The sequence below is a fragment of the Oceanicola sp. 22II-s10i genome, from assembly GCF_002210105.1.
Classification (GTDB): Bacteria; Pseudomonadota; Alphaproteobacteria; order Rhodobacterales; family Rhodobacteraceae; genus Pseudooceanicola.
On sequence record NZ_AQQU01000013.1, the window covers coordinates 55,469 to 78,036 of the forward strand.

Consider the following 22,568-nt stretch of genomic DNA (forward strand, 5'->3'; position numbering starts at 1 on the left):
CATATACTCTGCCCGCATGGCCCGCACGACAGGATCCCGCGCATCGGAAACCGGCCCGCGCATCCGCGCGGCGGCCCTGCGCCTGTTCGCGCAGCACGGCTATGCCGCCGTTTCCATGCGCCAGATCGCGGGCGAGGTCGGGCTGCAGGTCGGAGCGCTCTACAATTACACGCCCGACAAGCAGAGCCTGCTGTTTGACCTGATGCAGGGCCATATGACCGAGCTGCTGTCGGCGCTGGATGCGGTGGCCATGCCCGTCGAACCGGGTGCGGCGCTTGACGCTTTCGTGCGGTTTCACATCCGCTATCACGCCGAGCGGCCGGACGAGGTGTTCATCGCCTACATGGAACTCCGCAACCTGACGGACGAGAATTTCGAGCAGGTCGAGACGCTTAGGCGGAGCTATGAAAGTCGCTTGCAGGCGGTGCTGGAACATGGCGCGGCGGCGGGTGTCTTTGCCGTGCCGGATGCCCGCATCGCGACGCTGGCGCTGATCGCGATGCTGACCGGCGTGAACACGTGGTTCCGGCGGCAGGGGCGGCTGAGTCTCGACGAGATCGAGTCGATCTACTGCGGCATGGCGCGCAAGGCGGTCGGGGCCTGAACGTCAGTCGATCCCGTTGTTCTTCTGCACTGCCCGGACATAGGCGATGATCTTGCGCGCGTCCTCTTCGCTGATCTTCGGCTGCGGGGGCATGTTGCCGAACTTCCAGTGATGCGCGCGGACGCCCTGACGGATCGCGATGACAAAGGCCTTGTCCCCGTGATGGGCGGATTCGTAGATCTTGTGGATCAGCGGCGGGCCATACCCCATCCGTCCGGACCCGGCTGTGCCGTGGCAGTTGGCGCAGGTCTGTTCGAACAGGGCCTTACCGGCAAGCTGCTCCTCGGTCAGCATGCCGGGGACGCGGACTTCGACCATGCCATTCACGCGGTCCTGCGCCTGTGCGGCGCCGGTCAGGGCGAGAGTTGCGGCGATGGTGGCGATGACGCTCCTGAAGGGGCCGGTCATCCAGAGTCTCCTCGTACTGGACCTTGGGCAAACGAAATGCCCTGCCGGATGGTTCCGACAGGGCATCATGGCGCTATTTCGCAGCTGCGAAAAGGGGGCGTTTCGATCAGGACGCGCTGGCGAGGTTACGGAGGACGTAATGCAACACCCCGCCGTTCTCGACGTATTCCTTTTCGATCGCGGTATCGATCCGGCACTTGAGCATGACGTCCTTGGTCGTGCCGTCACCGTAGGTGATCGTGCAGGGGACTTCGCTCAGCGGTTTAAGATCGCCCGCCAGGCCCTTGATGGCAACGGTTTCGTCGCCCTTCAGGCCCAGCGTCTTGCGGGTGTCGCCGCCGGTGAACTCGAACGGGATGACGCCCATGCCGACGAGGTTCGACCGGTGGATACGTTCGAAGCTTTCCGCGATCACGGCCTTGACGCCGAGGAGCGCGGTGCCCTTGGCCGCCCAGTCCCGCGAGGAGCCTGCGCCGTATTCGATGCCGCCGAAGATGACCAGCGGGGTGCCGGCATCCTGATAGGCCATCGAGGCGTCGTAGATCGAGGTCTGCTTGCCGTCGGGCCCGAGGGTGTAGCCGCCCTCGACACCGTCCAGCATCTCGTTCTTGATGCGGATGTTGGCGAAGGTGCCGCGCATCATGACTTCGTGGTTGCCGCGACGCGAGCCGTAGGAGTTGAACTCGCGCACCGGAACCTGACGGTCGATCAGGTACTTGCCCGCCGGGGTGGTGTCCTTGAAGGAACCGGCCGGAGAGATGTGGTCGGTGGTGATCATGTCACCGAGGATCGCCAGAACCTTGGCGCCGTCGATGTCCGAGATCACGCCCGGCTCTTTCGACATGCCCTGGAAGTAGGGCGGGTTCTGGACATAGGTCGAGGACGCGGGCCAGTCGTAGGTCTCGCTGTCCGTGGTCTCGACCGCCTGCCACTTCTCGTCGCCCTTGAAGACGTCGGCGTATTTCGACTGGAAGGCTTCGCGGGTGACGGTCTTTTCGACCAGGTCCGCGATTTCCTTGTTCGTCGGCCAGATGTCCTTCAGGAACACGTCCTTGCCGTCCGGCGTCTGCGCGATCGGGTCGGAGGCGATGTTGATGTTCATGTCGCCGGCCAGCGCATAGACCACGACCAGCGGCGGCGAGGCGAGGTAGTTCGCGCGCACGTCCGGGCTGATCCGGCCTTCGAAGTTGCGGTTGCCCGACAGCACGGCGGCGGCCACGAGGTCGTTTTCGTTGATCGCCTTGGAGATCTCGGACTGAAGCGGGCCCGAGTTGCCGATGCAGGTGGTGCAGCCGTAGCCCACGAGGTTGAAGCCGACCGCGTCCAGATCGTCCTGAAGCCCTGCGGCCTCAAGGTATTCCGACACGACCTGCGAACCCGGTGCGAGCGAGGTCTTGACCCAGGGCTTGCGCGTCAGGCCGAGTGCGTTGGCCTTCTTGGCCACCAGACCCGCGCCGATCATCACGTAGGGGTTCGACGTGTTGGTGCAGGAGGTGATCGAGGCGATCACGACCGAACCGTCGCGGATCTCGTAATCCTCGCCGGCGACCTTGGCCGATTTGCGCGGATCCTTGACCATGACCGGAGTCGGGCCCTCGTCAGCCATGTCCTGCGCTTCCGAGCTCATGTCGACGCCACGGTAGTCTGCGACGACCTTGAGGAAGCTGTCGGCCGCGGCGTTCAGCGCGGTGTAGTCCTGCGGACGCTTGGGGCCCGAGACGGCGGGGACGATGTCGCCCATGTCGAGGTGCAGCGTGTCGGTGTAGACCGGATCGTAATCCGCGCCGCGCCAGAAACCGTTTTCCTTGGCGTAGGCTTCGACCAGCGCGATACGGTCCTTGTCGCGGCCGGTGTTTTCCAGATAGCGCAGCGTCTCGCCGTCGATCGGGAAGAAGCCGCAGGTCGCGCCGTATTCCGGTGCCATGTTGGCGATCGTCGCACGGTCGGCCAGCGGCAGGTTGTCGAGGCCGTCGCCGTAGAATTCGACGAACTTGCCCACCACGCCCTTCTTGCGCAGCATCTCGACGACCTTCAGCACGAGGTCGGTCGCGGTGGTGCCTTCGACCATCGCGCCAGTCAGCTTGAAGCCGATAACCTCGGGGATCAGCATCGACACGGGCTGGCCCAGCATCGCGGCCTCGGCCTCGATCCCGCCGACGCCCCAGCCGAGCACGGCCAGGCCGTTGACCATCGTGGTGTGCGAGTCGGTGCCGACCAGCGTATCCGGATAGGCCACTTCATCGCCGTTCTGGTCGGTGTCGGTCCAGACGGTCTGTGCGAGATATTCGAGGTTCACCTGGTGGCAGATGCCGGTGCCCGGCGGCACGACGCGGAAGTTCTCGAACGCGCCCTGGCCCCACTTGAGGAACTGGTAGCGTTCGCCGTTGCGCTCGTATTCGCGGTCGACGTTCATCTGGAACGCGCGCGGGTTGCCGAATTCGTCGATCATGACCGAGTGGTCGATCACGAGGTCGACCGGGTTCAGCGGGTTGATCTTCTGCACGTCGCCGCCGAGGCCCTTGATGCCGTCACGCATGGCGGCCAGGTCGACCACGGCGGGAACGCCGGTGAAGTCCTGCATCAGCACGCGGGCGGGGCGATAGGCGATCTCGACCGGGTTCTGGCCACCCTTTTTCGCCCAGTCGGAGAAGGCCTTGATGTCGTCGGTCGAGACGGTCTTGCCGTCCTCGAACCGCAGCATGTTCTCGAGCACCACCTTCAGCGCGGCGGGCAGCTTGGAAAAGTCGCCAAGCCCGGCAGCCTCGGCCGCGGGGATGGAATAATAGGCATAGGTCTTGCCACCGGCCGAAAGCGTCTTGCGCGTCTTGGCGGTGTCGTGTCCGACTGTAATGGGCATGAAGTGGCCTCCCTTTCGTAAGGAACAGGGGTTACGCTGGCCCGCTTCTGCCCCTTTTCGCGGAACCGATCAAGGGGGGAAACGGCGCTCTGCATACATTTGCATACAAAAAATGCAGGCAAGGTCCCGTAGCGTCACGATCACGTGCGGCGTGGAAAGATTTCTCGAAACCTTGATTGGTTATTTCAGTCGGGCTTGCATAGTGGTGAAGCAGAAGATGGGGCCAGTCAGGACGTATGGAATGATAACGAACCTTACCGGGTGGGTGCGGGGCGCTGTGGTGGCGCTTGCTTTCGGAACGGGCGTCGCGGGGACCGCGGCGGCGCAATCCTCCAACCCGGTGGTCGTGGAACTCTATACGTCACAGGGCTGCTCGTCCTGCCCGCCGGCGGATGCGTTCTTTGCCACGCTGGCCGAACGCGACGACGTGATCGCGCTGGCGCTGCATGTCGACTACTGGGACTACATCGGCTGGAAGGACGTGTTCGGCAACGCGCAGTTCTCCAAGCGGCAGAAATCCTATGCCCGCCATGCCGGGCGGCGGTCGGTCTACACGCCCCAGATGATCGTGCAGGGGCAGGACGACGTGGTCGGCACGCATCCGATGGACCTGACGGAACTGGTGATGCGCCACCGCGACCGGCCCGCCGGGATCGCCCTGACCCTGACGCGCGCGAATGCCGAAGAGGTCGCGATCCGCGCGCAGGCCAATCCGAACGTCAAGCCGCCGCTGGTGGTGCAGCTTGTCCGCTACCGCCCCTCGGCCAATGTCGAGGTTCTGCGGGGCGAGAATGCGGGCAGGACGCTGGCCTATTCCAACATCGTGACCGAGTGGAAGGTGCTGGGCGAATGGAACCCGGCCGAACCGCTGGACCTTATGGCCGCCGCGCCGGGCGACACCCCGGTCGTGGTGCTGGTCCAGCGCCCCGGTCCCGGCGCGATCGAGGCCGCCGCGCGCCTGCGCTAACCGTAGTCCACATCCCCGCGCCACCGCCGGTGCGTCCAGAGCCACTGCTCGGGATGCGCGCGGATCTGGCGTTCCAGCGAGGTGTTCAGCGCCTGCATCATGGTGGCCGGATCGCTGTGCGGGACCGGCTGTTCGACGGTGATGCGGAATGACAGGCCGTCCGGCTGGCGGATCGCGTAGAACGGGATCAGCGGCGCGCCGTGCCGCAGTGCCAGCTCGGCCGGGGACAGGGTCGTCAGGGTGGTCTTGCCGAAGAACGCCAGCGGTGCGCCGCTCTCGATGAACTGGTCATGCAGCAGCATCAGCGCGCCGCCCTCCTGCAGGTGGCGCAGCATCGCCGCCATGCCCGCGCGGTCGCGGGCGAAAAGGGGCAGGGCGTTGTCCTCCAGCGCGACGCGGTAGCGGCGGTTGAACGGCGCGTTGGCCATCGGCTGGTATAGCGCGGCGAGGCTGCCGTAACGCTGCGCCATCAGCGCGCGGAAAATCGTGTAGTTCCCGATATGGCCCGACACGAGGATCGTGGCGCGGCCCGAGATCATGGCGGCGTGCAGGGCCTCCACCCCGTCGCCTTCCAGCGTGGCGCGGTCCAGCCGGGCCCGCACGTCGGGGCCGGAAAAGAACTCCAGCGTGCTGCGGCCGATGTGGTCCGGCACGCGGTGGACCAGACGCTCGGCTTCGGCCGGGGGCAGGTCGGGCAGGGCATGGGCGAGGTTCGCGCGGATCCGGCGGGGCCAGCCGGCCAGCGGGGCGATGACATGGGCGGTGACGCGTCCGAACAGGCTCAGCCGGGTGGCGTAGGGCAGGGGCCGCAGCAGCGCGAAGGTCGTGGCGAGCGCGAGGTCGATCGCCCGGTCGCCCAGCCGTTTGTACAGGGGGCGCGGGGCGGCCCGGACCATGGCGCCGTCAGGCCGCCGCGCGCCGCGCGCGATGCTCGCGGTGCCAGACGTAAAGGCCGGCGCCCACGATGATCCCGGCGCCGATCCAGGTCCACGTATCCGGCCAGTCGCCGAAAATGACGATGCCGAACATGGTCGCGAAGACCAGACCGGCATAGCCGAAGGGCGCCAGCATCGCCGCCTCGCCGCTGGTGAAGGCGCGGATCAAGAGCAGCTGGCCGATGGTGCCGATGCCCGCCAGCAGCAACATCAGTCCGGCCAGCCGCGGCGTCAGCGGGACCCAGTGGAACGGGATCAGCGCGGTCAGGATCACCGCCCCGAACAACGCGGCGTAAAGCAGCGAGGTCCAGGCGTCCTCGGACCGGCCGACGTAGCGCGTCACCAGCGAATAGCCCGCATAGCAGACCGCCGCGCCGAGCGGCAGGACGGACCAGATCGAAAAGACGTCGCTGCCGGGGCGGATCACGATCAGCGCGCCAACCAGCGAGGCGGCGATCGCCACGATCCGCCGCGCGCCGACGGTCTCGCCCAGGAAGAAGGCCGCACCGAGGGTGATCAGGACCGGGTGCAGGTCCATCACCGCGGTCGCCTGCGCGAGGCCGATGTGGCTGATGCCGAAGAAGAAACAGGTGGTCGCGCACATCAGGAAGGCGGAGCGCAGCAGTTGCAGGCCGGGAAAGTTCGTCCTGACCACGGATTTCAGCCGCGGCGCGACGAGGACGAGCACCAGCAGCGCCTGTCCGGCATAGCGCGCCCAGAGCGCCATCATCGGCCCGGCCTCCTGCGAGATCAGCTTGGCCGTCGCATCCATCGCGGTGAAAAAGAACATCGCGCCGATCATCAGCATGATCGCGCGGCTCTGGCCGGTGGCATCTGCCGTGCCGGTCCCGGTGGCGGTCATCGGGTGGCCTGCGAGTGGTGGAGGCGGATGGAAGCGGGGGGCGGGGCCTTGCGTGTCATGGCCCAGCCATAGGCGCGGTGCGGGGGTTTGTCCACGCATGCCGGCCGGATGCCCGCGCGCTCAGTCCTCGTCCTCTTCCGCCAGCAGCAGCAGGTCGCCCGCGGCCTCCATCGTTCGGATGGTGGTGACGATCTCGTTCATCGCGGCCTCGCCGTCCTTGGCCTTGACCTTGCCCATTTCGCCCGCCTCCTCGCGGATCTGGTCGGCGAGGCGGCCGGACATGTTGGACAGGAAATGCTCTGCCGCCGCCTTTTCCGCACCGTCCGTTGCGGCGGCGATGGCGGTGGTCAGGGCGATCTGGTCGATGTTGCGCACGACCTTGGGAATGTCGCGGGCGGCAATGCGGGCGGGGATGTTGGCGAAGGTGAAAATCGCCCTGCGCACCTGGTCGGCGAAATCGCTGTCGGTTTCGTCGAGGCCCATCAGCATGTCGTCGCGCGTGGCCGAGGTTGAATGGTTCAGGATCGCGCCTACCATTTCCGCCGGGCCCTTGTCGAAGACCGACGCGCGCTGCGCCTCGATCTGGGCGGCCATGGACAGGCCGATCCGGTCCAGCGCCTCGGGCGAGACGGCGGTGGTCTGGCTGATCGCGTAGGTGATGCGCCGGGCACGGTCGCCGGGCAGCTTGCCGAGCACCTGAGCCGCCTTGCCGACCTCCAGCTTGGACAGCACGATCGCGGCGACCTCGGCGCTTTCCTGTTCGATCAGCGGGACCACGTCGCCGGGTTCCAGCCCGCGCACGCGATCCCACGGATCGCCGGCCTGCATCACGCCCGCCTCTTTCCGCAGGCGGGCCGAGGTGTGCGGGCTGAGGCGGCCATCGAGGGCGTTCAGGGCCCCGGCAAGTCCGGCAGGGAAGGTCAGGCCCAGCTCCTCGACCTCGGCCACGAATTCCGCGACCACCGAATCGAGCGTGTCGCGGTCGATGTGGCGCATGGAGCCGAGAACCTGGGTCAGAACCTCCTGCAGGTCATCGGGCAGGTCGCGCAGGGGCAGGTCGACGCCCTGCGACAACAGCAGGTGCACGATGATCGCCGCCTTCTGGCGACGTGTCAGTTTCAGGCCGCCGCGTTGCGGGGCCTGACCGAGGGGCGCGAGACTGCCCATGGAATCCTCTCACCTATCCGGGGGCAGTTGACCCGAAAGCGGTGAAGAATTGCTGAAGCCGGTCGGGACCGGCCAATAGGATCAGCTGGTGATCTGCTGGACGCAGCTCTGTGTGTCCGCGCTCCAGACATAGCCCTCGGCGCAGTTCTGGGCCTGATGCTTCTCGGAGCAGGAGGCCTGGGCGAGCGTGGCGGAGGGCAGGATCAGGACAAGGGCAGTGACGATGAGGCGCAGCATGACGGAATCTCCGATGGATGTGACGCAAGGGTAACATGACCCAGCGTCACATCAAAACGGAACCGTCGCGGGGGGCGCTCCCCCGCCGCGGCCCTGCGGGCCGCGACTCCCCCGGAGTTTACGGGCCAGATGAAGCGGATCAGGCGCCGAAGACGCGGGCGAAGATCGTGTCCACGTGCTTGGTGTGGTAGCCGAGGTCGAACTTCTCCTCGATCTCGGCGGGCGAGAGCGCGGCGGTGACCTCGGAATCCTTCAGGAGTTCCTCTTTGAAATCGGCGCCCTGTTCCCAGACCTTCATCGCGTTGCGCTGCACGAGGCGATAGGCGTCCTCGCGGCTGACACCAGCCTGCGTCAGCGCCAGCAGGACGCGCTGCGACATGACCAGGCCTTTGAACTTGTTCATGTTGGCCAGCATGTTGTCCGGATAGACGACCAGTTTCTCGATCACGCCCGCCAGACGGTTCAGCGCGAAATCGAGGTGGATCGTGGCGTCGGGGCCGATGCCGCGTTCGACCGAGCTGTGCGAGATGTCGCGTTCGTGCCAGAGGGTCACGTTTTCCAGCGCGGGCACCACGGCGGAGCGAACGAGGCGCGCCAGGCCGGTCAGGTTCTCGGTCAGCACCGGGTTGCGCTTGTGCGGCATGGCGGAGGAGCCCTTCTGGCCGGCGGAGAAGAATTCCTCGGCCTCCAGCACCTCGGTGCGCTGCATGTGGCGGATCTCGGTCGCGATGTTCTCGATGCTGGAGGCGATGACGCCGAGCGTGGCGAAGAACATGGCGTGGCGGTCGCGCGGGATGACCTGGGTCGAGATCGGCTCGGGTGCGAGGCCCAGCTTGGCGCAAACGTGCTCCTCGACGCGCGGGTCGATGTTGGCGAAGGTGCCGACGGCGCCCGAGATCGCGCCGGTGGCGATTTCTTTGCGTGCGTTTTCAAGGCGTTCGCGTCCGCGCTTCATCTCGGCGTAGAAGCGGGCGAAGGTCAGGCCCATCGTCGTGGGTTCGGCATGGATGCCGTGGCTGCGGCCGATGCGGACGGTGTCCTTGTGCTCGTAGGCGCGGGTCTTGAGCGCGGCCAGAACCTTGTCCATGTCGGCCAGCAGGATGTCGGCGGCACGGGTCAGCTGGATGTTCAGCGTGGTGTCCAGCACGTCCGAGGAGGTCATGCCCTGATGCACGAAGCGCGCCTCTTCGGAGCCGATGTGTTCCGAGAGGTGGGTCAGGAAGGCGATCACGTCATGCTTGGTCACCGCTTCGATCTCGTCGATGCGGGCGACGTCGAATTCGACATCCTTCGCCTTCCACACGGCTTCGGCGTTTTCGCGCGGGATCACGCCGAGGTCGGCCATGGCGTCGCAGGCATGCGCCTCGATCTCGTACCAGATGCGGAACTTGGTGGCCGGTTCCCAGATGGCGACCATGTCGGGGCGGGCGTAGCGGGGGATCATCGGCGGCTCCTTTACACAGGCTCGCGCGGTCTTTACCCCCGGCGCGGACGGGCGGCAAGGGAAGGGCTGACGCATGCCGCAACTGGCGGAGTTCGAAGGCGCGTGGCGGCTGGAGCGGCGGGTGCGCCATGGCGACGGGACGGAGGCGATGTTCACCGGGATCGCGCGCTTCTCGGCGGATGGCGACGGCCTGATGCTGCACGAGGCGGGCGAGATGCGGATCGCCGGGCAGGGCGCGTTCCGGGCGGAACGGAGCTATCGCTGGAGCGTGGCGGGCGGGCGCATCGCGGTGTGGTTCGATGACGGGCGGTTCTTTCATGCCTTCGACCCTTTGGCCACGCACCCTGAGGCCGGGCACGACTGTGCGCCTGACCGGTATGACGTGGCCTATGACTTCAGCGACTGGCCACGGTGGCGGGCGGTCTGGCGGGTGCGGGGGCCGCGGAAGGATTACGAACTGTCCAGCCAGTATTCTCGGGAAGCGGACGATCTGGACCCAATGGCCTGAGGCACCTGGATGTCGGGCTGACGAGGCTGGCGCCGGGACCCCCGGCTCTGCTGATTTTTTCCGGTGGCTGTCGAACGGACGCTCCCTTTTTCCGTGCTGGCGGGCAGGGGGTGGCCGACCTGCCCGCGAATGTCCTTGCCGTCGCGGGCCGGGTCACGCAGTGATGGCGCATGACCGCGATCTTCCAGTCCCGCCTGCCGTATTCCGAAGCCGACCGCCGTCCCGGTCCGGGCATCGCCCCGCTGGATCCCACCGAATGGCTGGTGCAGGACGATGCCTTCGCCGGGCAGATGGCCACCCGTGAGCGCCTGCTGGCGGAGCGACGGGACGATGTGCTGGCGCTGCGCCCCGAGGGTGAGGCGGCGGCGGTGGAACTGCTGGACGAGGTGCTGGGCTTCCTCGCGACCGCACCGGGCTACGCCGTCGGCGACGGAGAGGTGCAGCGGCCGGACGGCGTCACGGTGGCGGTCGACCGGGCGGATCCGATGGGCACGCTGGGGCGGCTGGTGCAGGAGGATTTCTGCCTGCTTCAGAAACCCGAGGGCGCGGCCGAGCATGTGCTGACCGGGGCGGTCCTGTGTTTCCCCTCGGCATGGACGCTGGCGCAGAAGATCGGGCATCCGCTGTTGCGGATTCACCTGCCGGTCAAGGAATACGATGCAGATCTTGGGCGGCGCGTGCAGCGGCTGTTCGACGGGATCCAGCCGGGGCGTCCGCTATGGCGGTTCAACTGGCTGCCGACGGATGACGAGAACCTGTATCGCCCCAAGCTGGAATTCGCGGACAAGATCCGCCGTCCCGGCCTGCCTTACCTCAGGAGCGAACGGCAGACCCTGTGGCGTCTGCCGCAGAGCCGTGCGGTGGTGTTCGGGATTCACACCTATCTGGTGAAGTGGCCGCAAGAGGCCTGAAGCACTCCCGCGGCGGTCCGATCAGAAGGGCAGGAAGGCGAAGGTCTCGGCCACCGCCTTGCTCAGACCCAGCCCGATACCGGCACCCGTGAGCGTGAGTGCGTGGGTGGAGAGGCGCAGGTTCTCGCCTTTGACGAGGTTGTAGGCCAGCACAGCGGCACCGACGGGCGGGGACAGAACGGCCACCGAGGCGTTGACGGTCCAGGCGGCCAGGCGCTGTTCCATGCTGGCGCGTTTCTGCGCCTGCAGGTCAGGGGACAGCTCTGTATTGGTGCGGAACACCGATTCCAGCGTTTCCACGCCGATCCGGTCGGCGTCGGGCCAGACCCGGTCCTCGTTCAGCACGCTCCATTTCGCGGCCAGACGCAGCGCGGCGATCTCCTTGGCCGACATTCCGGCCAGCGGACGCGCGCGACGCGCGCGGTTGCCCGTCAGGCGCACGCGGCGCGGCGTGACATGGACAGCCGGTGCGGGCTCTTCCATCTCCTCGACGCAATCTTCGACCGCCTCTTCGGCCTGTGCGATATCTGCCTGGCGGATCGGGGTCACGGCGGACTGGAACCGGCGGGCGGGCAGGATCGTGCCCTCGCTCTGCCAGCGGACGAACGGTGCGCCGGTGTTTTCGACGAGGCAGAGCAGGAGCTCCGCCAGCAGCGCATCGAGCGCACGGGGCGAGGCGAAGGGCAGGGCCGCGGTCTGGTGCAGACGCATCCGCACGCCGAAAGTGGCATCGGCGATGGCTGGGCGAATTTCCTCGGCGGTGTCCTCGGTCACCGCGCGGGCCGCGCAGTCGGCATCGCCGGTCTCGGTCACTTCCAGCGTCAGGGTCACGCCCTGCGCCCGGAGCGTGAGGCTGTCGAACCCGGTCGCCGCCTCGGCAATCCCCAGCCCGAAGAGGTCCAGAACGATCCGCAGCGGGTCCGACAGGCGCGACGGTGAGACGTCGCTGTCGTCAATGAAGATGAGACCGGCTTCGAGCGTTCTGTATTCGGGCGTCATTTTGCGTATTTCCTAGCATTCTTGCCTGGGACCGGAGGAGTGAACTCCGACGCCTTCAATTGTGGCGAGGAAATGCGAAAAGTTTTGGATGCTTGCGTGCCGAACTGAGGCACAAGCGGACCGGTAGGGGCTGGATCGCCACAAATGGGGGGGTGCTGCCTTTTTGCTGTCAGAAAGGGCCGGAAACACCCCGAAATGTGGCGTATCTGCCCAGATTCATCCGCCTTTTTTCTGTGCGGATGGCGGCAGGCTCGGCGGGATTTCGCCAGTTTCCCGAACGTCATGAGGCGCGCGCATGGAAAAAGGGGCGCCCGAAAGCGCCCCTTTTCATCTGTGTCGTGCCCTGCGATCAGCAGGAATAGTACAGCGCGTATTCGACCGGGTGCGGCGTGTGCTCGTACGCGATGAGCTCTTCCATCTTCAGGTCGATGTAGCCTTCGATCTGGCTCTTGGTGAACACGTCGCCGGCCAGCAGGAAGTCCATGTCCTTGTTCAGTTCGTCCAGCGCCTCGCGGAGCGAACCGCAGACGGTGGGGATGTCGGCCAGTTCTTCCGGCGGCAGGTCGTAGAGGTTCTTGTCCATCGCCTCGCCCGGATCGATCTTGTTGGTGATCCCGTCGAGACCGGCCATCAGCAGGGCTGCAAAGCACAGGTAGGGGTTCGCCGACGGATCGGGGAAACGGGCTTCGACGCGCTTGGCCTTCGGCGACTCGGTCCACGGGATACGGACGCAGCCCGAGCGGTTGCGGGCGGAGTAGGCGCGCAGCACCGGGGCTTCGAAGCCGGGGATCAGGCGCTTGTAGGAGTTGGTGCCCGGATTGGTGAAGGCGTTCAGCGCCTTGGCGTGCTTCAGGATGCCGCCGATGAAGTACAGCGCTTCCTGCGAGAGGTCGGCATACTTGTCACCCGCGAAGAGCGGCTTGCCGTCCTTCCAGATCGACATGTTCACGTGCATCCCCGAGCCGTTGTCGCCCTTGATCGGCTTCGGCATGAAGGTCGCGGTGCGGCCGTAGGCCTGCGCGACGTTGTGGATGACGTACTTGTACTTCTGGATCTCGTCGGCCTGCTTGGTCAGGCTGCCGAAAATCAGGCCCAGTTCGTGCTGCGAGGTCGCAACTTCGTGGTGGTGCTTGTCGACCTTCATGCCGATGCGCTTCATCGTCGACAGCATTTCGGACCGGATGTCCTGGCCGTCGTCGGAGGGGTTCACCGGGAAGTAGCCGCCCTTGTAGGTCGGACGGTGGCCGAGGTTGCCCATCTCGAAATCGGCATCGGTGTTCCAAGCGGCGTGGTCGGCATCGAGCTCGTAGGCCACTTTCTGCGGGGTGACGCTGTATTTCACGTCGTCGAACAGGAAGAACTCGGCCTCGGGGCCCATGTAGGCGACGTCGCCGATCCCGGACGAGATCAGGTAGGCTTCGGCCTTGGCTGCGGTGCCGCGCGGATCGCGGTCATAGGCTTCGCCGGTGTCGGGTTCGACGACCGAGCAATGCACGCAGATGGTCTTTTCCGCGTAGAAGGGGTCGACGTAGGCGCTTTCCGGATCCGGCATGAGTTTCATGTCGGAGGCTTCGATGGATTTCCAGCCGGCGATCGAAGAGCCGTCGAACATGAAGCCTTCTTCAATGAAATCCTCATCGACCAGATCGGCACAGACCGTCACGTGCTGCAGTTTGCCACGCGGATCGGTGAAGCGGATATCGACGTATTCCGCCTCTTCGTCCTTGATCATCTTGAGAATCTTGTTGCTCATTCCCTTTATCCCTTCCTTGGTTAGGAACGTATCTTAAAGCGCGTCCGAGCCGGACTCGCCGGTGCGGATGCGGATCGCCTGCTCTACGGAGGAGACGAAGATCTTGCCGTCGCCGATCTTCTCCGTTTTCGCCGCGTCGATGATGGCCTCGATGGCGCCGTCGACCTGGTCGTCGTCAAGGACGACCTCGATTTTCACCTTGGGCAGAAAGTCCACGACATATTCCGCCCCGCGATAGAGTTCCGTGTGACCCTTCTGGCGGCCGAAGCCCTTGACCTCGATCACGGACAGGCCCTGAACGCCCACGTCCTGAAGCGCCTCTTTGACTTCATCGAGCTTGAACGGCTTGATGATCGCCTCGATCTTTTTCATGTGGGAAACTCCTCGCCTGACCCGTCGGATGACCTCAGACCACTTTCGTCCGAGCCTCACAATTGGCTAACTGGCGACCGGCGGAATGTCGAGGAAATGCCGCAACGGGCCGATGAAAATTTCGGCGGCGTGCAAGAAATTTGTGCTGTTTGTGAAGATGGGGCCGGAATGACCGAACTGCTGACATCCGGGCAGATGCGCGGGCTGGAACAGGCCGCCATCGCGTCCGGGGAAACCACCGGGCTGCGGATGATGGAGCGCGCGGGGCGGGGCGTGGTGGACGCGGTCCTGGGGCGCTGGCCGGACCTGGATCGTCACAGGGCGCGGGCGCTGGTTCTGTGCGGGCCGGGCAACAATGGCGGCGACGGATACGTGATCGCACGGGTGCTGGAGGGCAGGGGCTGGACGGTCGATGTGCTGCACTGGGGCGACCCGGCCCGGCTGCCGCCTGACGCCGCGGCGATGCGGGTGGCCTGGGGCGGTGACAGTCGCGGGGCTGAGGGGATCGAGGTGTCGGTTCTCGTCCGTCCCGACCTGATCGTCGACGCCCTATTCGGAACCGGCCTGACCCGGCCATTGCCTGAGGCGCTGGCGGCGATGCTGGACGAGCTTTCCGGCGTTTCCTGGCCAGACGGCGGAAAGCCTCGGTGCGTGGCCGTGGATTGCCCGAGCGGACTGAACCTCGACACCGGTTTTCCGGCGGGTCCGTGCGTGCCGCTGCCCGCCGATCTGACCGTGACCTTCCATGCACCGAAGCTCGGCCACTATCTGGGCGAGGGGCCGTCGCTCTGCGGTGCGCTGGACGTCGTGCCGATCGGTCTGGACGCAGGGGAACCCGCGCCTGTCGACAGGGCGCCGCCGCCGGGGCGGGTCAGGCTGGTCGGGGCCGCCTCGCAGGCGGATTGGCCCGCCCTGCTGATGGCGCGCAACCGGGGCGGCGGGCACAAGTTCGACCACGGCAGCGTGGCGGTTTTTGCCGGGGGTGTCGGCCGGGGCGGGGCGGCCCGGCTGGCGGCACGCGCGGCGCTCAGGGCGGGGGCGGGGCTGGTCACGGTGATCTGCCCCAAGGCCGCGCTGATCGAGAATGCGGCCCGGCTGGACGCCGTCATGCTGCGCGGGCTGGACGATCCCGCGGGGCTCGACGCGGCGGCGGACGACCGCACGACGGGCTTCGTGATCGGCCCCGGACTGGGCGTGACCGAGCGGACGCGCGCGCTGGTCCACGCGGTGCTGGAGCGTGGCGGGCCGAACGGCGCGGCCCGGCGGCCGGTTGTGGTGCTGGATGCCGACGCGCTGACCGCGTTTCAGGACGATCCCGACGCGCTCTTCGCCCGGTTGCACGACCGCTGCATCCTGACACCGCACGAAGGCGAATTCGGACGGCTCTTCCCGGACCTGGCGTTGTCGCGGCGGGCGGGGTCCAAGGTGGATGCCGTCCGGGCCGCCGCCGCGCGGGCTGGCTGTCTGGTGCTGTTGAAGGGCGAGGACACGGTGATCGCCGGGCCGGACGGCGGCGTCGCCGTTCATGCTGCGGCCTACGGGCGGGCCGTGCGGTGGCTGGGGACCGCAGGGGCCGGGGATGTGCTGGCCGGAATGATCTGCGGTCTGGCCGCTCCGCCGGGCGCGGCGGAACTGGCGGTCATGGCCGAGGCCGCGGTCTGGTTGCATGTCGAATGCGCCCGCGCCTTCGGTCCGGGGCTGATCGCCGAGGATCTGCCCGAGAGGCTGCCGGTGGTGCTGTCACGCCTGTCCGGGATGTGTGGCGCGAGTTGATCGGCTTGTCGGCCTCGGTCAAGGACCGGGAACACGCGGCTCCGAGCAGAACGCAGGGGCCGGAAACGCGAAATGGCCGCGCGGGCGGCCATTCACATTGGGCAAATGCTAGCGTTTCGAGGTGTCAGGCGGACACCGTCTCGGCCTGCCGGGCCGGAGCGTCGAGTTCCATGCCGCCGGCATAGATGACGTGGCCTGCGTCGAATTCCAGTTCGAACAGGGTCATCTCGACCTCCCCCAGGTCGCGGACGAACTGGCCGTCGGCGAGGCGGGACACGGGCACCAGCGCCTGCTTGGCACCGAACAGCGCCTCGGCGCGCCAGTCGCGGACCAGGACCTTCTGGTCGGCGGGCAGAACGATGTCGCTGTCCGGGCGGTTGTGGCCGAGCGAGCCACCGGTCACGGCGACGGCGCTGGCGCGGACCTTGCGGACGCGGATGTTTTTCAGGACAGCGAAACCGCTGTCGCGGGTGATGACCCGGTCGCCCGGCGTCAGGAATTCCACGGCGAGCTCACCGTCGAGCGTGAGGATTTTCGTACCGGCCATGACACCGTGGACGGCGTCTGCCTTGGTGGCGGTGTCCTGCTTCTTCAGCGTCGCGGTCGGTTTCATTTTTCGTTTCCCGTTCATTTGCCTGCCTCGTTTTTTGCAACCGGAATAGGGCAGGATTGGGCCATCAACCAGAAGATTGCGGGGCATTTGCACTTTTTGTGCCTTGATCGTGCCCCATTTGACTCGGTCGCCGGGATGGCTGCCTCCTCAGTCTCGCGGAGGAACACTAAGAAGCCATGAAGGGATACACCCGAACCCTGGCAGGAATAGGGCCAGATTCCGCTCGCCCTCGGACAAGGGCTTTGCTATTCAGCGCCGACCCGGCGGCCGCGTGCCAGGGGCGATGCGGGTGTGGCGGAATTGGTAGACGCACCAGATTTAGGTTCTGGCGCCGCAAGGCGTGGGGGTTCGAGTCCCTTCACCCGCACCACACACCTCTCCTGAAACCGGAGGCTGTGGACTTCAAGGCAAAGCGATGAGACGTCGGCAAGGTCCGATGGCCCGTGGTCGCCCCGATTTGCGGTGCTTTTCACATGGTCCGAAAAGCGCCGACATAACCGGCAGAATGCCGGTTTTCGCCTTGCATGACCTGATTTCGCCTCATAGAAGGGCCTCTGATTTTCGCACCGATTTCGGTGCGCGACCGAGACACAAAGGACGACGCAGGATGCAGGTCACCGAGACCCTGAACGAAGGCCTGAAACGCAGCTACCAGATCACGCTGACCGCGGATGAACTGGATGCGAAGGTGAACGAAAAGCTGGTCGAGGCGCAGCCCGAGATCGAGATGAAGGGCTTTCGCAAGGGCAAGGTGCCGATGGCACTGCTGAAGAAGCAGTTCGGTCAGCGGCTGATCGGCGAGGCGATGCAGGAAGCCATCGACGGCGCGATGTCCAAGCACTTCGAGGACTCCGGCGATCGCCCCGCGCTGCAGCCTGACGTCCAGATGAAGGACGGCGAAAGCTGGAAGGAAGGCGACGACGTCGTCGTCGACATGTCCTACGAGGCCCTGCCGGCGATCCCCGAGGTCGACCTGAAGGACATCACGCTCGAGAAGCTGGTGGTCAAGGCCGAGGACAGCGCCGTCACCGAGGCGCTGGAAAGCCTCGCCGAGAACGCGCAGAACTTCGAGGACAAGGACGGCGCGGCCGAGGATGGCGACCAGGTCGTGTTCGACTTCGTCGGCAAGGTCGACGGCGAAGCCTTCGAAGGCGGTTCGGCCGAGGACTATCCGCTGGTCCTGGGCTCCGGCCAGTTCATCCCCGGCTTCGAAGAGCAACTGGTCGGTGTGAAGGCTGGCGAGGAAAAGGCCGTCACGGTCACCTTCCCCGAGGATTACCAGGCCGAGCATCTGAAGGGCAAGGACGCGACCTTCGACTGCACGATCAAGGGCGTCAAAGCCCCGCAGAAGGCCGAGGTCGACGACGAACTGGCCAAGAAATACGGCGCCGAGTCGCTGGACGCGCTGAAGGAACAGGTCGTGTCGCGGCTGGAAGCCGAATATGCGCAGGCCGCCCGCGCGGTGCTGAAGCGTTCGCTTCTGGACCAGCTGGACAAGAAGGTCAGCTTTGACCTGCCGCCGAGCCTGGTCGACGCCGAGGCCAACCAGATCGCGCACCAGCTTTGGCACGAGGAAAACCCCGACGTGCACGACCACAACCACGGCTCGATCGAGCCGACGGACGAGCACAAGCGTCTGGCCGAGCGCCGCGTGCGCCTTGGCCTGCTGCTGGCCGAGCTGGGCCAGAAGGCCGAGGTCGAGGTCACCGATTCCGAGATGACTCAGGCGATCCTGAACCAGGCGCGCCAGTATCCGGGGCAGGAACGTCAGTTCTTTGAATTCGTCCAGCAGAACCAGCAGATGCAGCAGCAGCTGCGCGCGCCGATCTTCGAGGACAAGGTCGTCGACTACATCGTCGAACTGGCCCAGGTTTCCGAAAAGGAAGTCGACAAGGACGAGCTGACCAAAGCGGTCGACGCGCTCGACGAAGAATAATCGCGGGACGATCCGCGAGGGCAGGGGCCGCTCCGAAAGGGCGGCCCCTTTTGCTTGCCGGACGCCTCTCCATAAGTCAGCGTGAAGTGGGGAGGCACAGGTGCAATACGAAATGTCGCTCCGGCACTATGTGACGCGTGGCTGTCGCGAACTGGCCCTCATGGCGGGGCTGGTGATCGTGGCGGGCGCCCTGCACGCCGAGGCAGCCCAAGCCGCTGCCCCGCGCCATCACCGGTGACACGCTCGAAATCGACGGCCATGTCGCGCGCCTGGTCGGTCTGTCGTGCCCGCCTTTCCGCACGCCGGAGGGGCGGGAGGCCAAGCTGTTTCTCACGATGATGCTCGGGGCACCCGTGATCGACTGTCGCCTGCGGGAAACCTCCAAGGGACTTGAGGCAGAGTGCCTGTTCGCGGCGTCCACGTTGGTGCGACCGCGGTCCATGTCGGAGGAAATGCTGGCACGTGGCCTGTGTATTCCGAGCGACCGGACCTGAAACGAAAAACGCCGCGCCCAGGGGCGCGGCGTCGTAGTCCTGCGGAGACCGTCAGGTTCAGTCGTCGTCCGAACCACGTGCCGGTGCGTCGTCCTCGTCGTCCGAGGTTGCCGCGCCGATATCGTCGAACAGTTCCGAGATCTCGAATTCGGCTTGCGCCTCTTCCTCGGCTGCCAGTTCCTGGATGCTTTTGCCCGACGCCTGCAGTTCGGCCTCTTCGGGCGAACGGGCGACGTTCAGGGTGATGATGACGTCCACCTCGGGGTGGAGCGTGACATGCACCTTGTGCAGACCCAGTTCCTTGATCGGCTGGGGAATGACGACCTGCTTGCGGTCGACCGAGTAGCCCTCGGCGGTGGCGGTTTCCGCGGCGTCACGGGGCGTGACCGAGCCGTAGAGGTTGCCGCCGTCGGAGGCAGAGCGAATCACGACGAACTGCTGTCCGTCGAGCTTGTCGGCCAGAGCCTCGGCTTCTTTCTTGGTTTCGAGGTTGCGGGCCTCGAGCTGCGACTTCCGCTCTTCGAAAGAGGCGATGTTCTCTTTCGACGCGGTCAGCGCCTTGCCCTGGGCCAGCAGGTAGTTGCGCGCGTAGCCCGGCTTGACCGAGACGACGTCGCCCATCTGGCCGAGCTTGGCCACACGTTCGAGAAGGATGACTTCCATCGGATGATCTCCTTACTTCACGGCGTAGGGAAGCAGGGCGAGGAAGCGGGCGCGCTTGATGGCGCGGGCCAGTTCACGCTGCTTCTTCGCCGACACTGCGGTGATGCGGGACGGGACGATCTTGCCGCGCTCGGAAATGTAGCGCTGCAGCAGACGGGTGTCCTTGTAGTCGATCTTCGGCGCGTTCTCACCCGAGAAGGGGCAGACCTTGCGACGGCGGAAAAACGGTTTCGCTGCCATGGTTTATTTTCCTTTCTTCAGGCTTCGGATCAGCGGCGTTCGCGACGGCGGTCGTCGCGGTCGTCACGTTTCTGCATCTGGACGGAGGGACCTTCCTCGTGCCCGTCGACCTTGATGGTCAGGACGCGCATCACGTCGTCATGCAGCCGCATCAGGCGCTCCATTTCCTGCACGGCCGGCGCGGGGGCGTCGGACTTGAGGAAGGCGTAGTGGCCCTTGCGGTTCTTGTTGATCTTGTAGGCCATCGTCTTGACACCCCAGTACTCGGATTCGACGACCTTGCCGCCGTTGTCCGAGAGGACGGTGCCGAAGTGTTCGATAAGGCCTTCAGCCTGCGCGTTGGAAAGATCCTGGCGCGAGATGAATACATGCTCGTAAAGCGGCATGTGCACTCCATTTCTGTCGAGGCGCATTTCATAGGTGGGGCCTGACCCTTCCGCGGCCCCGCCACGAGAGACTGCGCGGTTCACGTAAGTTGCGGAAGGTGCGCCCGCTTATCGCGGAACCGGCCCCGGCGCAAGACCGCAGCGCGGCGATGGACACCGTCACCCTGACGCTTTATGTGCGGCCCAACTGATCGCATGGGAGGAGCGTCATGAGCCGCGCATTTGTGTTTCCGGGGCAGGGTGCCCAGTTCATCGGCATGGGGCGCGAGCTTGCGGCGGCCTATCCGGAGGCGAAGGCCGTCTTTCAGGAAGTCGACGAGGCGCTCGGCGAGGATCTGTCCAAGCTGATCTGGGAGGGCGACGCGGACACGCTGACCCGCACCCACAACGCGCAACCGGCGCTGATGGCGACCTCGCTGGCGGCGTTCCGCGCTCTCGAGAAGGAAGGCGTGACCATCGACAACGCGGCCTATGTCGCGGGGCACTCGCTGGGCGAGTATTCCGCGCTGGCCGCGGCGGGGTCCTTCAGCGTGACCGACGCGGCCCGCCTGCTGCGCATCCGCGGGCTGGCGATGCAAAAGGCGGTCCCGCGCGGCGAAGGTGCGATGGCCGCACTGCTCGGGCTGGATTTCGACACCGCCGTCAAGGTGGCAGAGGAGGCCGCGCAGGGTCAGGTGTGTCAGGCGGCGAACGACAACGACCCGATGCAGGTGGTGGTGTCTGGCGACCGCGCGGCGGTCGAGCGCGCCGCCGAGATCGCCAAGACCCATGGCGCCAAGCGGGCCATCATCCTGCCGGTCAGCGCCCCGTTCCATTGCGCGCTGATGGCGCCGGCGGCCGAGGCGATGGCGCAGGCGCTCGACGACGTCGACCTGCGGAGTCCGGCGGTGCCGGTGGTGTCGAACGTGCTGGCCGGGCCCGTCAGCGACCCGACCTCGATCCGCTCGCTGCTGGTCCAGCAGGTGACCGGCGTGGTTCGGTGGCGCGAGAGCGTCATGTGGATGGCCGCGAACGGGGTGACCGAGATCTGGGAAATCGGCGCAGGCAAGGCGCTGTCGGCCATGGTGCGCCGCATCGCGCGGGATATCGAGTGCCGCACCTTCGGGACGCCCGCAGAGGTCTCGACCGTGATGGAAAGCATCTGACCGGGCCGGGTCCGGCCAGGCTGTGCGACAATCGAGGAGATATGACATGTTCGATCTGAGCGGGAAGAACGCGCTGGTGACGGGTGCGTCGGGCGGGATCGGCGGCGCGATCGCCAAGGCACTGCACGGGGCGGGGGCGACGGTGGCGCTTTCGGGCACGCGGGTCGAGCCGCTCGAGGCTCTGGCGGCCGAACTGGGCGAGCGGGCGCATGTGCTGCCCTGCAACCTCGGAGATGCCGAGGCGGTCGAGGGGCTGCCCAAGGCGGCCGCGGCGGCCATGGGGTCGGTCGACGTGCTGGTGAACAACGCGGGAATCACGCGCGACCAGCTGTTCATGCGTATGAGCGACGAGGACTGGCAGAGCGTGCTGGAGGTCAACCTGACCTCGACCATGCGGCTGTGCCGTGGCGTCATGCGCGGCATGATGAAGGCTCGCTGGGGCCGCATCGTGAACATCTCGTCCGTCGTGGGCGCCACGGGCAATCCGGGGCAGGCGAACTATGCCGCCTCCAAGGCCGGGATGGTGGGGATGTCGAAGTCCATCGCCTACGAGGTTGCGAGTCGCGGGATCACCGTGAACTGCGTGGCGCCGGGCTTCATCACCACCGCGATGACGGACAAGCTGAACGACGACCAGAAGTCCGGGATCCTCGGCCAGGTGCCCGCCGGACGGATGGGCGATCCCGAGGAGATAGCGGCGGCGGTGCTGTATCTGGCGAGCCCGGAGGCGGGCTATGTCACGGGGGCGACCCTGCATGTGAACGGCGGCATGGCCATGCTTTAAGACGGGGCGGCGAAAGCGTTTGCGTCCGTTGACCCATATGCTATAGCCGACTCCGATTTGACCGGATACCCAAGGGCGTCCGTTGTCCCGCATGGCGGGATCGAGCCGCCCGGAAACGGGCACCAAGAGCACGACCCCGCTGGGGCGAGGGCAGAACCGGGCCGAAGGGCCTTAGACGTGAGGAAGACTTCATGAGCGATGTTGCAGAGCGCGTGAAAAAGATCGTTGTCGATCATCTGGGCGTGGAAGAAGACAAGGTCACCGAGAACGCGTCGTTCATCGACGATCTGGGCGCAGACAGCCTCGACACCGTCGAGCTGGTGATGGCGTTCGAAGAAGAGTTCGGCATCGAGATCCCGGACGATGCGGCCGAGAACATCCAGACCTTCGGCGACGCGGTGAAGTTCATCTCCGAAGCGTCCTGATCCCAACCGGATCACCGAGTTACGAAAACCCCCGCCACTGGCGGGGGGTTTTGCTTGTCCGGGTTGCGGCGAAGGGGCAGAGCGG

The 22,568-nt window shown here is 66.0% G+C and carries 24 protein-coding genes and 1 tRNA gene; 11 read left to right on the forward strand and 14 right to left on the reverse strand.

Features of this window, described 5'->3' with window-relative positions; translation table 11 throughout:
- Positions 1-16 precede the first annotated feature (16 nt).
- Positions 17-604, forward strand: coding sequence for a TetR/AcrR family transcriptional regulator (locus tag ATO6_RS21730; RefSeq protein WP_088626182.1), 588 nt, complete (start codon positions 17-19; stop codon positions 602-604).
- Positions 605-607: 3 nt separating this feature from the next.
- Here the strand turns inward: ATO6_RS21730 and ATO6_RS21735 are convergent, their stop codons facing one another.
- Together ATO6_RS21735 and acnA are read right to left on the reverse strand one after the other, a co-directional pair.
- On the reverse strand, positions 608-1,012 hold the full coding sequence (locus ATO6_RS21735) for a cytochrome c (RefSeq protein ID WP_176441056.1): 405 nt from the start codon (positions 1,010-1,012) through the stop codon (positions 608-610).
- Positions 1,013-1,118: 106 nt separating this feature from the next.
- Positions 1,119-3,869 (reverse strand): aconitate hydratase AcnA, encoded by a 2,751-nt coding sequence (gene acnA / locus ATO6_RS21740; RefSeq protein ID WP_088626159.1) that lies wholly within the window; start codon positions 3,867-3,869, stop codon positions 1,119-1,121.
- A 241-nt stretch (positions 3,870-4,110) separates the two neighbouring features.
- Between acnA and ATO6_RS21745 the strand changes: the two genes are divergently transcribed.
- Positions 4,111-4,836, forward strand: a complete 726-nt coding sequence (locus ATO6_RS21745) for a thioredoxin family protein (protein WP_088626160.1) — start codon at positions 4,111-4,113, stop codon at positions 4,834-4,836.
- On the opposite strand, the gene ATO6_RS21750 is transcribed toward ATO6_RS21745, so the two are convergent.
- The 5 genes from ATO6_RS21750 to purB form a co-directional block, all read right to left on the reverse strand.
- A complete protein-coding gene (locus ATO6_RS21750) occupies positions 4,833-5,732 on the reverse strand; it encodes a lysophospholipid acyltransferase family protein (protein ID WP_088626161.1) in 900 nt (299 codons plus the stop codon). The genes ATO6_RS21745 and ATO6_RS21750 overlap by 4 nt on opposite strands.
- 7 nt (positions 5,733-5,739) lie before the next feature.
- On the reverse strand, positions 5,740-6,633 hold the full coding sequence (locus ATO6_RS21755) for a DMT family transporter (RefSeq protein WP_217899048.1): 894 nt from the start codon (positions 6,631-6,633) through the stop codon (positions 5,740-5,742).
- Between the two features lie 120 nt (positions 6,634-6,753).
- The gene (locus ATO6_RS21760) at positions 6,754-7,800 is read right to left on the reverse strand and encodes a flagellar motor switch protein FliG (protein WP_088626162.1); all 1,047 of its coding nucleotides are present in this window, start codon (positions 7,798-7,800) and stop codon (positions 6,754-6,756) included.
- 81 nt (positions 7,801-7,881) lie between these two features.
- Positions 7,882-8,037, reverse strand: coding sequence for a hypothetical protein (locus ATO6_RS25175; RefSeq protein WP_176441057.1), 156 nt, complete (start codon positions 8,035-8,037; stop codon positions 7,882-7,884).
- 139 nt (positions 8,038-8,176) lie between these two features.
- A complete protein-coding gene (purB, locus tag ATO6_RS21765; protein WP_088626163.1) occupies positions 8,177-9,481 on the reverse strand; it encodes an adenylosuccinate lyase in 1,305 nt (434 codons plus the stop codon).
- Positions 9,482-9,554: 73 nt separating this feature from the next.
- Between purB and ATO6_RS21770 the strand changes: the two genes are divergently transcribed.
- Positions 9,555-9,989, forward strand: a complete 435-nt coding sequence (locus ATO6_RS21770; protein WP_088626164.1) for a DUF6314 family protein — start codon at positions 9,555-9,557, stop codon at positions 9,987-9,989.
- 170 nt (positions 9,990-10,159) lie between these two features.
- Positions 10,160-10,900 (forward strand): DUF3445 domain-containing protein, encoded by a 741-nt coding sequence (locus tag ATO6_RS21775; RefSeq protein WP_088626165.1) that lies wholly within the window; start codon positions 10,160-10,162, stop codon positions 10,898-10,900.
- Between the two features lie 21 nt (positions 10,901-10,921).
- Here the strand turns inward: ATO6_RS21775 and ATO6_RS21780 are convergent, their stop codons facing one another.
- From ATO6_RS21780 to ATO6_RS21790, 3 genes are all read right to left on the reverse strand, one after another.
- Entirely contained in the window at positions 10,922-11,899 is a 978-nt protein-coding gene (locus ATO6_RS21780) for a hypothetical protein (protein WP_088626166.1), read from the reverse strand.
- Between the two features lie 349 nt (positions 11,900-12,248).
- Positions 12,249-13,652 (reverse strand): type I glutamate--ammonia ligase, encoded by a 1,404-nt coding sequence (gene glnA / locus ATO6_RS21785; protein ID WP_088626167.1) that lies wholly within the window; start codon positions 13,650-13,652, stop codon positions 12,249-12,251.
- Between the two features lie 33 nt (positions 13,653-13,685).
- The gene (locus ATO6_RS21790; RefSeq protein ID WP_088626168.1) at positions 13,686-14,024 is read right to left on the reverse strand and encodes a P-II family nitrogen regulator; all 339 of its coding nucleotides are present in this window, start codon (positions 14,022-14,024) and stop codon (positions 13,686-13,688) included.
- Between the two features lie 168 nt (positions 14,025-14,192).
- Here ATO6_RS21790 and ATO6_RS21795 point away from each other — a divergent pair, with 168 nt between their 5' ends.
- Positions 14,193-15,797 (forward strand): NAD(P)H-hydrate dehydratase, encoded by a 1,605-nt coding sequence (locus ATO6_RS21795; protein ID WP_088626169.1) that lies wholly within the window; start codon positions 14,193-14,195, stop codon positions 15,795-15,797.
- 124 nt (positions 15,798-15,921) lie between these two features.
- Here the strand turns inward: ATO6_RS21795 and ATO6_RS21800 are convergent, their stop codons facing one another.
- Positions 15,922-16,410 carry a Hint domain-containing protein gene (locus tag ATO6_RS21800; RefSeq protein WP_088626170.1) on the reverse strand — a complete coding sequence of 163 codons (489 nt, stop codon included), beginning with the start codon at positions 16,408-16,410 and terminating at the stop codon, positions 15,922-15,924.
- Between the two features lie 285 nt (positions 16,411-16,695).
- Here ATO6_RS21800 and ATO6_RS21805 point away from each other — a divergent pair.
- The 3 genes from ATO6_RS21805 to ATO6_RS25180 all read left to right on the forward strand — a co-directional run bounded on the left by ATO6_RS21805 (position 16,696) and on the right by ATO6_RS25180 (position 18,584).
- Positions 16,696-16,780 (forward strand) — tRNA-Leu (locus ATO6_RS21805).
- Between the two features lie 237 nt (positions 16,781-17,017).
- Positions 17,018-18,346, forward strand: a complete 1,329-nt coding sequence (gene tig, locus ATO6_RS21810; protein ID WP_088626171.1) for a trigger factor — start codon at positions 17,018-17,020, stop codon at positions 18,344-18,346.
- Positions 18,347-18,446: 100 nt separating this feature from the next.
- The gene (locus tag ATO6_RS25180) at positions 18,447-18,584 is read left to right on the forward strand and encodes a hypothetical protein (protein ID WP_176441058.1); all 138 of its coding nucleotides are present in this window, start codon (positions 18,447-18,449) and stop codon (positions 18,582-18,584) included.
- Positions 18,585-18,897: 313 nt separating this feature from the next.
- Here the strand turns inward: ATO6_RS25180 and rplI are convergent, their stop codons facing one another.
- The 3 genes from rplI to rpsF are packed head-to-tail and all read right to left on the reverse strand — an operon-like array spanning position 18,898 to position 20,129.
- The gene (gene rplI, locus ATO6_RS21815; protein ID WP_088626172.1) at positions 18,898-19,503 is read right to left on the reverse strand and encodes a 50S ribosomal protein L9; all 606 of its coding nucleotides are present in this window, start codon (positions 19,501-19,503) and stop codon (positions 18,898-18,900) included.
- Between the two features lie 12 nt (positions 19,504-19,515).
- Positions 19,516-19,743: a 30S ribosomal protein S18 gene (gene rpsR, locus ATO6_RS21820; protein WP_005608650.1), complete on the reverse strand. Its 228-nt coding sequence runs from the start codon at positions 19,741-19,743 to the stop codon at positions 19,516-19,518.
- 29 nt (positions 19,744-19,772) lie between these two features.
- The gene (rpsF, locus tag ATO6_RS21825; RefSeq protein WP_088626173.1) at positions 19,773-20,129 is read right to left on the reverse strand and encodes a 30S ribosomal protein S6; all 357 of its coding nucleotides are present in this window, start codon (positions 20,127-20,129) and stop codon (positions 19,773-19,775) included.
- Positions 20,130-20,338: 209 nt separating this feature from the next.
- On the opposite strand from rpsF, the gene fabD reads away from it, so the two are divergent.
- The 3 genes from fabD to ATO6_RS21840 all read left to right on the forward strand — a co-directional run bounded on the left by fabD (position 20,339) and on the right by ATO6_RS21840 (position 22,483).
- On the forward strand, positions 20,339-21,274 hold the full coding sequence (fabD, locus tag ATO6_RS21830) for an ACP S-malonyltransferase (RefSeq protein WP_088626174.1): 936 nt from the start codon (positions 20,339-20,341) through the stop codon (positions 21,272-21,274).
- A gap of 46 nt (positions 21,275-21,320) precedes the next feature.
- Complete coding sequence (gene fabG / locus ATO6_RS21835) at positions 21,321-22,058, forward strand: 3-oxoacyl-ACP reductase FabG (protein WP_088626175.1); 738 nt, start codon at positions 21,321-21,323, stop codon at positions 22,056-22,058.
- A gap of 191 nt (positions 22,059-22,249) precedes the next feature.
- Positions 22,250-22,483, forward strand: coding sequence for an acyl carrier protein (locus ATO6_RS21840; protein ID WP_028285492.1), 234 nt, complete (start codon positions 22,250-22,252; stop codon positions 22,481-22,483).
- The last annotated feature ends 85 nt before the right edge of the window (positions 22,484-22,568 follow it).

What these genes read in the sequence shown, in the direction of transcription:
- ATO6_RS21730 (WP_088626182.1), top strand. Translation starts at nt 17, where the DNA reads ATGGCCCGCACGACAGGATCCCGCGCATCGGAAACCGGCCCGCGCATC.
- ATO6_RS21735 (WP_176441056.1), bottom strand. Translation starts at nt 1,012, where the DNA reads ATGACCGGCCCCTTCAGGAGCGTCATCGCCACCATCGCCGCAACTCTC.
- acnA (WP_088626159.1), bottom strand. Translation starts at nt 3,869, where the DNA reads ATGCCCATTACAGTCGGACACGACACCGCCAAGACGCGCAAGACGCTT.
- ATO6_RS21745 (WP_088626160.1), top strand. Translation starts at nt 4,111, where the DNA reads ATGATAACGAACCTTACCGGGTGGGTGCGGGGCGCTGTGGTGGCGCTT.
- ATO6_RS21750 (WP_088626161.1), bottom strand. Translation starts at nt 5,732, where the DNA reads ATGGTCCGGGCCGCCCCGCGCCCCCTGTACAAACGGCTGGGCGACCGG.
- ATO6_RS21755 (WP_217899048.1), bottom strand. Translation starts at nt 6,633, where the DNA reads ATGACCGCCACCGGGACCGGCACGGCAGATGCCACCGGCCAGAGCCGC.
- ATO6_RS21760 (WP_088626162.1), bottom strand. Translation starts at nt 7,800, where the DNA reads ATGGGCAGTCTCGCGCCCCTCGGTCAGGCCCCGCAACGCGGCGGCCTG.
- ATO6_RS25175 (WP_176441057.1), bottom strand. Translation starts at nt 8,037, where the DNA reads ATGCTGCGCCTCATCGTCACTGCCCTTGTCCTGATCCTGCCCTCCGCC.
- purB (WP_088626163.1), bottom strand. Translation starts at nt 9,481, where the DNA reads ATGATCCCCCGCTACGCCCGCCCCGACATGGTCGCCATCTGGGAACCG.
- ATO6_RS21770 (WP_088626164.1), top strand. Translation starts at nt 9,555, where the DNA reads ATGCCGCAACTGGCGGAGTTCGAAGGCGCGTGGCGGCTGGAGCGGCGG.
- ATO6_RS21775 (WP_088626165.1), top strand. Translation starts at nt 10,160, where the DNA reads ATGACCGCGATCTTCCAGTCCCGCCTGCCGTATTCCGAAGCCGACCGC.
- ATO6_RS21780 (WP_088626166.1), bottom strand. Translation starts at nt 11,899, where the DNA reads ATGACGCCCGAATACAGAACGCTCGAAGCCGGTCTCATCTTCATTGAC.
- glnA (WP_088626167.1), bottom strand. Translation starts at nt 13,652, where the DNA reads ATGAGCAACAAGATTCTCAAGATGATCAAGGACGAAGAGGCGGAATAC.
- ATO6_RS21790 (WP_088626168.1), bottom strand. Translation starts at nt 14,024, where the DNA reads ATGAAAAAGATCGAGGCGATCATCAAGCCGTTCAAGCTCGATGAAGTC.
- ATO6_RS21795 (WP_088626169.1), top strand. Translation starts at nt 14,193, where the DNA reads ATGACCGAACTGCTGACATCCGGGCAGATGCGCGGGCTGGAACAGGCC.
- ATO6_RS21800 (WP_088626170.1), bottom strand. Translation starts at nt 16,410, where the DNA reads ATGAAACCGACCGCGACGCTGAAGAAGCAGGACACCGCCACCAAGGCA.
- tig (WP_088626171.1), top strand. Translation starts at nt 17,018, where the DNA reads ATGCAGGTCACCGAGACCCTGAACGAAGGCCTGAAACGCAGCTACCAG.
- rplI (WP_088626172.1), bottom strand. Translation starts at nt 19,503, where the DNA reads ATGGAAGTCATCCTTCTCGAACGTGTGGCCAAGCTCGGCCAGATGGGC.
- rpsR (WP_005608650.1), bottom strand. Translation starts at nt 19,743, where the DNA reads ATGGCAGCGAAACCGTTTTTCCGCCGTCGCAAGGTCTGCCCCTTCTCG.
- rpsF (WP_088626173.1), bottom strand. Translation starts at nt 20,129, where the DNA reads ATGCCGCTTTACGAGCATGTATTCATCTCGCGCCAGGATCTTTCCAAC.
- fabD (WP_088626174.1), top strand. Translation starts at nt 20,339, where the DNA reads ATGAGCCGCGCATTTGTGTTTCCGGGGCAGGGTGCCCAGTTCATCGGC.
- fabG (WP_088626175.1), top strand. Translation starts at nt 21,321, where the DNA reads ATGTTCGATCTGAGCGGGAAGAACGCGCTGGTGACGGGTGCGTCGGGC.
- ATO6_RS21840 (WP_028285492.1), top strand. Translation starts at nt 22,250, where the DNA reads ATGAGCGATGTTGCAGAGCGCGTGAAAAAGATCGTTGTCGATCATCTG.